This is a genomic window from Epibacterium sp. ABZ3_068 (genome assembly GCF_056159265.1).
On sequence record NZ_JBSWUV010000001.1, the window covers coordinates 1,387,859 to 1,400,172 of the forward strand.

At 54.1% G+C, this 12,314-nt stretch carries 9 protein-coding genes; 6 read left to right on the forward strand and 3 right to left on the reverse strand.

From position 1 onward, the window contains the following. Window positions 1-6: 6 nt before the first annotated feature. The 5 genes from ACXAEW_RS06580 (at window position 7) to ACXAEW_RS06600 (ending at window position 7,706) form a co-directional block, all read left to right on the forward strand. The gene (locus ACXAEW_RS06580; RefSeq protein WP_474940567.1) at window positions 7-2,451 is read left to right on the forward strand and encodes a GcvT family protein; all 2,445 of its coding nucleotides are present in this window, start codon (window positions 7-9) and stop codon (window positions 2,449-2,451) included. Window positions 2,452-2,467: 16 nt separating this feature from the next. Further along, on the forward strand, window positions 2,468-3,436 hold the full coding sequence (locus tag ACXAEW_RS06585) for a GlxA family transcriptional regulator (RefSeq protein WP_474940568.1): 969 nt from the start codon (window positions 2,468-2,470) through the stop codon (window positions 3,434-3,436). A gap of 79 nt (window positions 3,437-3,515) precedes the next feature. Next, window positions 3,516-5,969, forward strand: a complete 2,454-nt coding sequence (locus ACXAEW_RS06590) for a GcvT family protein (protein WP_474940569.1) — start codon at window positions 3,516-3,518, stop codon at window positions 5,967-5,969. 126 nt (window positions 5,970-6,095) lie between these two features. Further along, window positions 6,096-6,989 carry an EamA family transporter RarD gene (gene rarD, locus ACXAEW_RS06595; RefSeq protein ID WP_474940570.1) on the forward strand — a complete coding sequence of 298 codons (894 nt, stop codon included), beginning with the start codon at window positions 6,096-6,098 and terminating at the stop codon, window positions 6,987-6,989. 63 nt (window positions 6,990-7,052) lie between these two features. Further along, window positions 7,053-7,706 carry an RluA family pseudouridine synthase gene (locus ACXAEW_RS06600; protein ID WP_474940571.1) on the forward strand — a complete coding sequence of 218 codons (654 nt, stop codon included), beginning with the start codon at window positions 7,053-7,055 and terminating at the stop codon, window positions 7,704-7,706. A 71-nt stretch (window positions 7,707-7,777) separates the two neighbouring features. Here the strand turns inward: ACXAEW_RS06600 and ACXAEW_RS06605 are convergent, their stop codons facing one another. Continuing rightward, window positions 7,778-9,217, reverse strand: a complete 1,440-nt coding sequence (locus ACXAEW_RS06605; RefSeq protein WP_474940572.1) for an aldehyde dehydrogenase family protein — start codon at window positions 9,215-9,217, stop codon at window positions 7,778-7,780. A 233-nt stretch (window positions 9,218-9,450) separates the two neighbouring features. Here ACXAEW_RS06605 and ACXAEW_RS06610 point away from each other — a divergent pair, with 233 nt between their 5' ends. After that, complete coding sequence (locus tag ACXAEW_RS06610; RefSeq protein ID WP_474940573.1) at window positions 9,451-10,101, forward strand: peroxiredoxin; 651 nt, start codon at window positions 9,451-9,453, stop codon at window positions 10,099-10,101. A gap of 48 nt (window positions 10,102-10,149) precedes the next feature. On the opposite strand, the gene ACXAEW_RS06615 is transcribed toward ACXAEW_RS06610, so the two are convergent. Together ACXAEW_RS06615 and ACXAEW_RS06620 are read right to left on the reverse strand one after the other, a co-directional pair. Continuing rightward, entirely contained in the window at window positions 10,150-11,364 is a 1,215-nt protein-coding gene (locus tag ACXAEW_RS06615; RefSeq protein WP_474940574.1) for a rhamnan synthesis F family protein, read from the reverse strand. Between the two features lie 7 nt (window positions 11,365-11,371). After that, window positions 11,372-12,232 (reverse strand): glycosyltransferase family 2 protein, encoded by an 861-nt coding sequence (locus ACXAEW_RS06620; RefSeq protein ID WP_474940575.1) that lies wholly within the window; start codon window positions 12,230-12,232, stop codon window positions 11,372-11,374. Between the last annotated feature and the right edge of the window lie 82 nt (window positions 12,233-12,314).

Here is a 12,314-nt window from a genome sequence, read left to right on the forward strand (position 1 = left end):
CAGATCATGTCCAATTTTCCTAATACAGCACGAGTTGTCATCATTGGTGGCGGCGCGATTGGCGTTTCAACACTTTTCCATCTTGCCAAAGCAGGTTGGACGGATTGTGTTCTGCTCGAAAAGAACGAGTTGACCGCAGGATCCACCTGGCACGCGGCGGGTAACTGTCCGAACTTCTCAGCCTCTTGGGCGGTGATGAACATGCAGCGGTACTCGCTGGAGATGTATCGTACTCTTGCGGATGATGTGGACTACCCGATGAACTATCACGTGACCGGGGCGCTGCGCCTGGGGCACACGAAAGAGCGGATGCAGGAGTTTGAACGCGTCGCCTCCATGGCTCGGTACCAAGGGCTTGAGATGGAGATGATGACGCCAAAAGAGGCGCTTGATTACTATCCGTTTATGGAAACCCATGATCTGGCCGGGGTACTTTGGGATCCGCTGGACGGTGACATCGATCCGGCTCAGCTGACCCAGGCCATGGCCAAGGGCGCACGGGACCTGGGTGCAAATATCCAACGTTTCTGCCCAGCAACCGGCGTCAGCCGCGACGGCGACGAATGGGTTGTTCATACCGAAAAGGGTGACATCAAATGTGAATTTGTGGTGAACTGCGCCGGCTATTATGCCAAACGGGTGGGCGAATGGTTCAAACCCTTTGGCGGGCGCGATGTGCCATTGACGGTGATGTCGCACCAATATTTCCTGACAGAAGAAATTCCTGAAATCGAAGCATGGACCAAAGAAAACGGTCGTAAACTGCCGATGATCCGCGACGTGGACAGCTCCTATTATCTGCGTCAGGACAAGCATGGCCTGAACCTTGGCCCCTATGAGCGCAACTGTAAGGCGCACTGGGTGACTTCTGAAGATCCGATGCCGCAGGACTTCTCATTCCAGCTGTATCCAGATGATCTGGATCGTCTGGAATGGTACATTGAAGACGCAATGGGCCGCGTGCCACTGTTGGGCACTCAGGGTGTGGGTCGTGTCATCAATGGGCCGATTCCTTATGCTCCGGATGGTTTGCCGCTGATGGGCCCGATGCCAGGCGTCAAGAACGCTTTTGAAGCCCACAGCTTTACCTTTGGTATCGTGCAGGCGGGTGGCGCAGGTAAGGTTATGGCTGAATGGATCACCGAAGGTGAGACCGAGTGGGACATGTGGGCCGTCGATAGCCGCCGTTACACCGAGCATGCCGACTTTGACTTCTGTCTCAACAAAGCGATGGAAACCTATGGCCACGAATATGCGATGCATTTCCCGCATCACGAATGGCCTGCGGCGCGCGACAAAAAACTGTCACCCAACCACACGCGTTTGATTGCAGATGGCGGTCAGATGGGCGCCTACAACGGTTGGGAGCGGGCAAACTGGTTCGCAAAAGACGGAGATGACACTTCGGAAGCCGCGACAGAAAGCTGGAACCGAAACGGCCCTTGGGCGAAGCGCGTTCAGGAAGAGTGCGAAGCCGTGCGTGATGGCACTGGCGTTATCGACATGTGCGGCTTTTCGCGTTTCACCTTGTCCGGTGAAGGTGCCGCTGAGTGGCTGCGCAGTCAGATCACCGGCGCATTGCCAAAAATCGGCCGCATGAACCTGGCCTATTTCGCCGACAGCCGCGGACGCATCGTGACCGAGATGTCGTTGATCCGCAAAGGTGAAGATGACTTCATGTTGATGACCGCCGCAGTGGCGCAATGGCATGACTTCGAATTGCTCTGGCGCAACCTTCCCGAAGGGCTGACCCTGACGGATGTCTCTGGTGACATTTGCACATTGCTTGTAACGGGCCCCACGTCCCGCGACGTACTTTCACCGCTGACCAACGGAGATCTGCAGTTGGGATGGCTGACGCATCAACAGGCTGAGGTTGCCGGACATCAGGTGATGCTGGCGCGGGTCTCCTTTGCCGGGGAACTTGGCTGGGAAGTGCACTGCCCGACAGAGAATGCCGCAGACGTCTATGACGCCATCCGCGCCCAGGGCGCTACACCTTTTGGCATGTATGCGCTGAATTCATTGCGGATCGAAAAAGGCTACCGCACATGGAAAGGCGATTTGTCCACGGACTATTCCTTGCTTGAAGCAGATCTGTCACGGTTTGTGAAATTGGATAAACCGCAGAATTTCCCGGGCAAAGATGCGCTGATTGCAGAAGCGGAACAAGGATCCAAGAAGGCCTTTGTTTCGCTGATTGTAGAGGCGGGTGACGCCGATGCGCCTTATATGTCCTGTATCTACAACGGTGACGAGATCGTTGGGGAAACCACATCTGGCGATTGGGGCTACCGGGTAAACGCGTCCATCGCTCTGGGAATGGTGCGTGCGGATCTGGCAAAACCAGGTACAGAGCTTATGGTTGAGATCTACGGCCAAAAGGTCCCCGCTGTGGTTCAAGAAAACGCCAACCTCTGGGATCCAGAGAACGCCCGCGTTCGGGCATAAAAATGGGAGTTCGGACATGAATGTAATGACCCAAAATCCAACTTGGCATTTTGATATCATCTTGTGTGATGGTTATGTTCTGTCCGAACTCTCCGCCATCACCGATACATTGCGAATTTGCAATCGAACCTTGGCGCACACAGCATTCTCCTGGTCGTTTCTATCGAATGGCGGCGGCATACGCCGCAATGCCTGCGGCGTTATGGTGGAAACTCAGGACGTGCCTCAAAAGCCAAATGCTGAATTTCTCTTTGTTCTGGGGAATTCAGATCCCGACGCGCCAGGCCTGTCATTGCGCCCGATACTCAGTCGCTATTTCTATGCTGGAACGCGGACTTATCTTTTGGCGGAAGCGGCCGCTCGGTTTATCCAGGAAGACGGCTCCTTACAGGGCATGACAACCCATTGGGAAAACTCAACGCTTTTGCGGGAACGTCATGGGTATTTCGAGGCCGGCACGCAATTTGTAAGTGAGGCCGACCAGATTGTAACCTGTGCTGGGCTTGAAGCGACTGTCGATGTGATGCTGGCCCTGATCGGAAAACTCATCTCATCAGCGGCGCAGACCACAGTTGCAAACATTTTGTTGCACGACAATGTGCGTGATCCGGGAACCTTGCAACCTGTGAACGGCGGTGCCATTGCCCATACCGGTGATCGCGATCTGGACCACTGTATCCGCCGGATGCAAGAGAACATCGAAGAGCCGCTTCCGATTTCTTCTTTGGTTGAAGACTTGGGAATATCCCCCCGGTCTTTGGAGCGTAAATTCAAGGCGCGCCTTGGTGTGCCTCCGAACACGTTCTATCGGAAAATTCGTATGCATCGCGCCAATAATTTGTTGTTGAACACCTCAATGTGCGTTCGTGACGTCGGTCTTGCTTGCGGATTTCCAAACGGATTTTCGACTCTGTACAAAAACTTTTTTGGGATAACCCCGGCGGCCCTAAGAAAATCGAGACGCCTTTCGACATCGGCAGAATAGGTTCTGTTTTTGGCGTTTTTGATACGTCCGTGCTGACGGTTTTTTGGCACTTCAAGGAAAACGAAAAGGAGTTACGGACATGGTAGACCTGCCAAACAAGGCTCGTGTGGTCATCATTGGCGGCGGTGTGATTGGCTGTTCTGTGGCCTATCACCTGACCAAGAAAGGTTGGAAGGACGTCGTTCTTCTGGAGCGTAAACAGTTGACCAGCGGCACCACATGGCATGCTGCCGGCCTGATCGCCCAGTTGCGTGCAACTGCCAACATGACAAAGCTGGCGAAATACAGTCAGGAACTTTATGGCGCGCTAGAAGAAGAAACCGGCGTTGCCACCGGGTTCAAGCGGGTGGGCTCAATCACCGTCGCTCTGACCGAGGAACGTAAAGAAGAGATCTATCGCCAGGCTGCCATGGCCCGTGCGTTTGGCGTTGAGGTTGAAGAAATCTCCAACGAACGTGTGCAAGAGCTCTATCCCCATGTGAATTTGGAAGGCGTCAAAGGCGCGGTCTATCTTCCGCTGGATGGTCAGGGTGACCCGGCAAATATCGCCTTGGCTTTGGCCAAAGGGGCGCGCCAGCGTGGCGCGATTGTCAAAGAACGCGTGAAGGTTACGGAAATCGCCAAGTCAGGGCGAACAGTCACTGGCGTCGACTGGGTGGCAGATGACGGCTCGGCCTCGGGTCATATCGAATGTGATATGGTGGTCAACTGTGCGGGGATGTGGGGCCACGAAGTTGGCCGCATGGCGGGAACAAACGTACCGCTCCATGCCTGTGAACATTTTTACATCGTCACGGAAAACATCGATGGTTTGACACAGCTGCCGGTTCTTCGCGTGCCGGATGAATGCGCATACTACAAAGAAGACGCGGGAAAGATCCTGCTTGGCGCGTTTGAACCCAATGCGAAACCTTGGGCAATGAACGGCATTCCCGACAGCTTTGAATTCGACCAGCTGCCGGAAGATTTCGACCATTTCGAACCGATTCTGGAGCAGGCGGTGAACCGCGTGCCCATGTTGGCCGAAGCGGGTATCCACACCTTCTTCAATGGCCCCGAGAGCTTTACGCCGGATGACGCGTACCACCTGGGTCTTGCACCAGAGATGGATAATGTCTGGGTTGCGGCCGGCTTTAACTCAATCGGCATCCAATCTGCTGGTGGTGCAGGTATGGCGCTTGCTGAGTGGATGGACAGCGGTGAGAAACCCTTTGACCTGGGCGATGTTGATATTTCTCGCATGCAGCCTTTCCAGGGCAACAAGAAGTATCTCTTTGAACGTTCCAAAGAGACCTTGGGTTTGTTGTATGCGGACCACTTCCCCTATCGTCAAAAAGCCACCGCACGCGGTGTGCGTCGCACGGCATTCCATCATCACCTGAAAGAACAAGGCGCTGTGTTCGGTGAACTGGCGGGCTGGGAACGCGCGAACTGGTTCGCTGAGGAAGGCCAGGAACGGGAATATCAGTACAGCTGGAAGCGCCAGAATTGGTTCGCAAACTCAGCTGCCGAACACCGCGCTGTGCGCGAAAACGTCGGCATGTATGATATGTCGTCTTTCGGCAAAATCCGTGTCGAAGGCCCAGATGCCGAAGCGTTTATGAACTATGTCGGTGGTGGTGACTACAGCGTGCCTGTGGGCAAAATCGTCTATACTCAGTTCCTCAACCGCACCGGTGGAATCGAAGCCGACGTAACAGTCACCCGTCTGTCGGAATTGGCCTATCTGGTGGTGACACCGGCAGCGACACGTCTTGCTGATCAGACCTGGATGGAGCGGAACAAGGGCAACTTTAATGTTGTCATCACCGATATTACCGCAGGCGAAGGCACACTGGCCGTGATGGGGCCGAATGCGCGGAAACTGCTGCAGGCGGTTTCACCCGCTGATTTCTCCAACGCCGCCAATCCCTTTGGCACCGCGCAGGAGATCGAGGTCGGAATGGGGCTCGCGCGCGCGCATCGCGTGACCTATGTGGGCGAACTTGGCTGGGAAATCTACATGTCCACGGACATGGCGGGACATGTATTTGAAACCCTTTTCGAAGCCGGTCAGGACCTTGGCCTGAAACTCTGTGGCATGCACATGATGGACAGCTGCCGGATCGAGAAGGGGTATCGTCACTTTGGTCACGACATCACCTGCGAAGATCACGTAGTGGATGCGGGTCTTGGCTTTGCGGTAAAGGTCGACAAGGGATGTGATTTCATCGGTCGTGAAGCGGTGATTGCCCGCAAGGAAACAGGACCGCAAAACCGCTTGCTGCAATTCAAGCTTACGGATCCGGAACCGCTTTTGTTCCACAATGAACCGATCCTGCGCGACGGTGAGAACGTGGGCTATTTGTCCTCGGGCAACTATGGCCACACACTCGGCGGTGCTATCGGTCTGGGTTACGTGCCTTGCGCAGGGGAGAGCGCGGCGGAAGTTCTTGGGTCGACCTATGAAATCGACGTGTGCGGAACCAAAGTCAAAGCCGAAGCGTCATTGCGGCCCATGTATGATCCCAAATCCGAACGGGTGAAAATCTGATCTATCGGTTTGCAGATGCCCGCGAATAAGCGGGCATCTGATGACATTTCGTGATCCTCTTCTGCACAAACAATAAATTTTCGCGCGCCGTGTCCTGAACTATTGTTACCCGGAGGAGCGCGTAAAATGACTGCAGAGAACCGGGATACCCCCGCAGGGCTTGCCTTTGCCCTGACGGCATATTTTCTTTGGGGTTTTCTGCCCCTTTATATGAAACTAGTGGCGCATATTTCTCCAGCTGAGGTTGTGGTGCACCGCATTCTCTGGTCATTGCCCATTGCCGGAGTGTTGCTGGTGGCCCTGCGCCGGACCAAGGATCTGATGACCGCGTTGCGTACCCCGCGCAGTTTGATGATGGGAATGGTTACCGCCGCACTCATATCTTTGAACTGGGGTATCTATGTGTGGTCGATTGGATCTGGCCACGCCATTGATGCCGCGCTTGGCTACTATATCAATCCCTTATTTAGTGTCGCATTGGGGGCGCTTCTTCTGGGTGAACGGCTGAATGCAGCGCAGATTGTGGCCATTGTCCTGGCTGGCCTGGCTGTGGTGATCCTGACAGTCCAGGCGGGCTCTCTGCCATGGGTTTCAATTTGTTTGACCCTAACGTGGGGTTTTTACGCCTATTTCAAAAAATCCCTGCCCGTCGGCCCCAATCAAGGTTTCATGATGGAAGTGCTGATTCTGATGCCATTTGCGCTTGGGTATCTTGGGTATTTGGTTGCAACCGGTGAAAATCACTTTGCGATGAACGGGCGTGACACTGCGCTCCTTATGGGCTGCGGAGTGGTGACGGCCGTTCCTCTGATTATCTACGCCAATGGGGCCAAACTTCTGCGCCTGACGACGATTGGTATCCTTCAGTATATTGCGCCGACCCTGATCTTTCTCACGGCGGTGTTTGTTTTTGGCGAAGAATTCGATCGGGCCCGCCAACTTGCCTTCCCGCTTATCTGGGCTGCATTGGTGATCTATTCGGCTTCGCTTTTGCGACAGATCCGGGCGACCTCCACCTGAGGTTCATGTCGCTTTTCGGCGTGGGATCTTGCTCCCAGTGTGCGCAAGGGCTAGGCAGCCCCTATGACAGTCTCAAGCGAATACACCCCGCCGCAGGAGCCCCTGGACATTCTGCACCATGATGCCGAGATTCTGGTTGTGAACAAACCTGCCGGGCTGCTCAGCGTGCCGGGGCGTGGGGAGCATCTGGCGGATTGTTTGATATCCCGTATCCAGGCTGTCTTCCCGGAGGCTCTTTTGGTCCACCGTTTGGATCGGGACACATCCGGAGTGATGGTGTTCGGCCTCACGGCGCATGCGCAACGCCATTTGTCGATGCAGTTTGAAAAGCGAACCACAAAAAAGGCCTATGTTGCGCGGATTGCAGGGCAGTTAGATCCTCGCAACGGGACGGTTGATCTTCCCTTGATCGTGGATTGGCCGAACCGGCCGCGTCAGAAGGTTTGCCACGAGACAGGAAAGCCTGCGGTTACAGACTGGAAAGTGATAAAATACGGTGATGGTGAAACCCGCGTTCGCCTGACACCCAAAACGGGCAGGTCCCATCAGCTACGGGTGCACTGCCTGTCGCTCGGCCATCCTATTTTGGGAGATCCCCTTTATGCCAGTGGTGCGGCATTGGATTATGATCGGATGATGCTCCACTCCGAGGAGCTGCGCATCAAACATCCAGACAGCAGTGAATCCCTGAAATTCCGAGCCAAGGCTCCTTTTTGAAACCTCGGCTCTGCGGAGAGCCTGTAGAAAAAGACTGCCCCGTTACAGGGCGGTTCCAGTTGGGGATCTGTTTATTCGGTCATCCAGCCGCCGACAGCTTTGACCTCAAGGAAATCTTCGATCCCCCAGCTGCCGCCCTCGCGACCATTGCCGGATTGCTTCATCCCACCAAAGGGAGAACCCGCGCTTCGGGATTTGCCGTTTATTTCGACCATGCCGGACCGTAGCACCCGTGCCAGCCGGTTCGCGCGTGCGGAATCCTTAGTCTGCACATAGTTGGTCAGCCCGTAAGGCGTGTCATTGGCGATCGCCACCGCCTCTTCTTCGGTGTCAAAAGGCAGTATCGACAGCACCGGTCCAAAGATCTCTTCGCGGGCGATTGTCATCTGATTGTTCACATCGGCAAAAACGGTCGGACGCACATAGAACCCTTTGTTCAAACCATCAGGGCGTCCCGGGCCGCCGGCAACCAGACGTGCGCCTTCTTCGATGCCTTTTTCGATCAGCGCCTGGATCTTGTTCCATTGCACCTCGTTCACAACCGGCCCAATGTGGCGCCCCTCTTCTGACGCTGGGCCCACGGTGACGGTGTCTGCCACTTGTGCCGCTTCTTCGACCACACGGTCATAGATCCCGCGCTGGACCAGCATCCGGCTTGGAGCGTTACAGCTTTGACCGGTGTTTTGCATCATGTGCAGCACACCACGTTTCACCGCTTTGTCGTCTGCATCTTCAAAGATCAGGTTGGCCCCTTTGCCGCCCAATTCCAGATGCACACGTTTCAGCGTATCCGCTGCTGCCTTGGAGATCGCTGTGCCGGCCCGAGTCGACCCGGTGAAAGAGACCATATCCACGTCTGGATGCACCGACAGCTGTGTGCCAACGCCCATGCCATCGCCGTTCACCAGATTGAAAACTCCATCCGGGAAGTCGGCCTCATCCATCATCTCGGCAAAGATCATCGCGTTGATGGGGCTTTCTTCAGATGGTTTCAGCACCATCGTACAGCCTGCAATCGCAGCCGCACCGACCTTTAATGTGACCTGGTTCATTGGCCAGTTCCACGGGGTAATCAAGGCGGCCACACCCACTGCCTCATGGATGATACGATCGTTGGGCGAGGCGTCGTTCAACGGGTGATCAAAGTCAAATGCCTTGGCCGCTGTTATGAAATTCCGCAAATGCCAACTGCCGGAGCCGACCTGAGAGCTGCGAGAGAGATCAAGTGGCGCGCCCATTTCCAGCGACATCGACTGGGCCAGATCTTCGGAACGGCTTTCATAAATTTTCAAAAGCGTCTCAACCAAGGCGATCCGCTCTGCAACCGGCGTTTCCATCCACCCAGGCAGCGCAGCCTTTGCGGCCGCAACGGCTGCGTCGGTATCGGCCTGTCCACCCAGAGAAATCACCGCGCAGGGTTCTTCGGATGACGGGTTGATAACTTGGTGATCACGCCCTTCAATTGGGCTAACCCACTGACCATTTATGTAAAAATCACGCTTCTCAATCATGGCGTATACTCCCGGTCTAAGCATCTTGACGACACTCTGTCACTCGGTTCGCTGGCACACAAGCAATATTGAAGAATTTGATCAAATTTATTGTCCACGCTTGCATGGTTCGCTTTGTGTTCGATCCTTTTTCATCTGGTAATCAGACCGCGTGGTTGCAATTCTATGGGCGCGAACGACATTAAGGATTGAGAATGATAACCCTCACTCCATCCGCAAAAGGGAGACCCGATATGGGCTTGCGCATCAACGATACCGTCCCGAATTTTACGGCTGAAACAGACCAGGGAACCATCACGTTCCATGATTGGATCGGTGACAGCTGGGCCATTCTGTTCAGCCACCCAAAGGACTTTACCCCGGTCTGCACAACCGAATTTTCGGCTGTGGCGCAGCTTTCCGAAGAATGGGAAAAGCGAGGCACCAAAGTGATTGGCGTTTCTGTCGACAGTGCCGAAGATCACCGCAAATGGAAGGGCGATATTGAAACCTATGGCAAGGCCACTGCCGGTTTCCCGATCATCGCTGATACGGGACTGGAAGTGTCCAAAGCCTTCGATATGTTGCCAGCCGAAGCCTATCTGCCTGATGGGCGCACACCGGCAGACAGCGCCACGGTTCGTTCGGTCTTTATCATTGGCCCCGATAAGCAACTGAAGCTGTCGATGACCTATCCGATGACCGTTGGTCGCAATTTCGCAGAAATCCTGCGCGCGTTGGACGGTCTGCAGATGTCCGGCAAAGGTGTCGCAACCCCAGCCAACTGGGTCCCCGGTGAGGACGTGATTATCCCCCCCTCAGTGTCGAACGAAGACGCCAAGGCCAAGTTTGGCGAGTTCGAAACCATCTTCCCCTACCTGCGCAAAACCAAAGCGCCGGAATAAATTTCGCAAGGACCTGCGCGCCCTGGGGCGTGCAGGTTTGTGCGGGGGCTAGCAATCGTACTCTGGAACGCGCTCCTGGCGTTTTTGCAACGCCTCTTGCAAAATCACGTCTGCGAACTCGCCGCCGAGTTCACGTGCAAAATCCAACATGAGATCGGACCCATCTTTGCTCAGCCAAAGCGGCGACTTTTTCAAAAAAGCAAACCCACGATCCTGGTGCATAAAGCGTGGCAAAGTATAGCTGACGCCCTTGTAGGACACCGTTGACAAAATTAGGCACACAAGATCTTCGTCGCTTGGATTTGACGAAAGCAAATCTCTCTTCAATTGATTGAGTTGCGTCGATTCGGGTATGATAAGGTGGTTTGCGATATCCAGAAGTTTTGCGCGGTCCACGGATCTGAGCCGCGTGTCGAGATCGCTCAATTCCAAGGTGGTTCCGTGGGAAAAACCTCCGGAAATGACAAAGGTGCTCAGGCCGATTTCCCCACGTCTCACAGTTACTGTTTTGTCATTCGTCAGAGGAAAGCTTTTCCAGAATTTCAAGAAATCCTGTGACTTGAGAAGAGCGCCCGAAACCATCAAGCCAAAGGAACAATAGTGAAAGTTCTTATGCTTGGTTGTGTAGAACCACGAAATTGAGCGGAACTTTTCTGGCCCAACCCGTGGGTGACCATAATTCGTAGCGGCACCAACAAAGTCCAGATTAAGGGCTTCAGCTTCGCGCAGCCAATTCTTCGAACCTGGCAAGGGAAACCAGCTGGAGTCATTGAGTAAAACCAATCGTTCCAGACTGTCGTTCAAACCCAGCGCAGCGAGAATCCCGTCCCGATAGCCTCCGAAATCATAGCCAAAATTTGGACGTTCGATGATCAGAGACGACTCCTTTGTAAGGGCACGAATTTCATCCTCTTTCAGCGGAAGATTCGACACAACCACCGGCGCGTATCCGTTTTCCCTCAGGTATTTGAGTGCCTCAAAATGAGATCTCTGAACCCCGTTCTGCGGGAAAATCAAATACACAGCCACCTTGCTCTTGATCACAATCTCGCCTTTGGTTTTGACGACTTTTGGGGCCAAGAAGAGATCATAGTATCTTTGGGCAAAGAACAAGCTTGCCAACCGGGATGGCAGTCTACGCAATTGCGTGAAGGGACGCAGCAGTTCGCGCCTGATTTTCCACAAAGGGGGGCTCTTCATACCATACCAATCAATAACGGAGGTCGTTTCGTGGGTTTTCTTGATTTTTCTCCTGAAAATCAAGAAAATGTTAGGTCCGCGGCGGGAGTCTGGCAGACTGCAGAGGGTAAGCCGCGATCACACCTTTTAGATAACTGATGTGTTTGGCTCGCTTTCGCCCGGACAGAAATGAAACAGGTGAAATAGCCTGCAAGAATGCGTCAAAGAGCGCTTTGGTAAATGCCATTGGCACCTGATGTTTTCGACAAGCGTAAACACGCGACTGCCCCATATACCATGCCTTAAAAGCTGCAGACTTCGCGGAACGTTTGGTTGAGTGACCAAACAAATGTTTGACTTCTGCCTTGCCGACCAGACGCAGCGGGCCGCATTGCTGTTTCAATCTAAGGCTCAAGTCGTCGTCTTCGTGGAACAGGAAGATATTGGGATCAAACCCTTCAACGTGTTCAAAAGCCGTTCGACGGATCATCAAGGCAGCGCCAGACAGAACGGGGACTTCGCGGTCAAACTCTGTCAAATTACGGGGCAACCATTCTGACCGTGGGAGCAGTTTACTACGCCGTTTGAAAGAAACTGCGCCATTCTTCTCTCTTAACAACGGGTTGAAGGCGCTGGCCAAGGGGTGAGACGCAGCCGCGTCACACATATGATCAATACACCCATCTTCCAGCACTGCGTCGGGGTTCACAAAAAAGAGCAGCTCACCCTCTGCTTGGGCCGCGCCCAGGTTGCATCCGCGACCAAACCCCAGATTGGTTTCAGAACGAACGTATTCGGCTCCCTCCGCCGTGCAGATCTCATGCAATTCGGGGCCATCATCCGAGGCATTGTCGACAACAATGATGTCAACACCTTCGGGAACTGACGCCAGCAGGCTGCCGATGATCTCGGATGAGTTGTAGGCAACGGTAATTATTGAAACTTTGACCATGGCGAACTGATTTACTGAATAAAAGCGCCCGGAGCAATCGCCCCGGGCTGCATGTTATGACAAGAGTAGATCAGAAAACTTC

What these genes read in the sequence shown, in the direction of transcription:
- ACXAEW_RS06580 (WP_474940567.1), top strand. Translation starts at nt 7, where the DNA reads ATGTCCAATTTTCCTAATACAGCACGAGTTGTCATCATTGGTGGCGGC.
- ACXAEW_RS06585 (WP_474940568.1), top strand. Translation starts at nt 2,468, where the DNA reads ATGAATGTAATGACCCAAAATCCAACTTGGCATTTTGATATCATCTTG.
- ACXAEW_RS06590 (WP_474940569.1), top strand. Translation starts at nt 3,516, where the DNA reads ATGGTAGACCTGCCAAACAAGGCTCGTGTGGTCATCATTGGCGGCGGT.
- rarD (WP_474940570.1), top strand. Translation starts at nt 6,096, where the DNA reads ATGACTGCAGAGAACCGGGATACCCCCGCAGGGCTTGCCTTTGCCCTG.
- ACXAEW_RS06600 (WP_474940571.1), top strand. Translation starts at nt 7,053, where the DNA reads ATGACAGTCTCAAGCGAATACACCCCGCCGCAGGAGCCCCTGGACATT.
- ACXAEW_RS06605 (WP_474940572.1), bottom strand. Translation starts at nt 9,217, where the DNA reads ATGATTGAGAAGCGTGATTTTTACATAAATGGTCAGTGGGTTAGCCCA.
- ACXAEW_RS06610 (WP_474940573.1), top strand. Translation starts at nt 9,451, where the DNA reads ATGGGCTTGCGCATCAACGATACCGTCCCGAATTTTACGGCTGAAACA.
- ACXAEW_RS06620 (WP_474940575.1), bottom strand. Translation starts at nt 12,232, where the DNA reads ATGGTCAAAGTTTCAATAATTACCGTTGCCTACAACTCATCCGAGATC.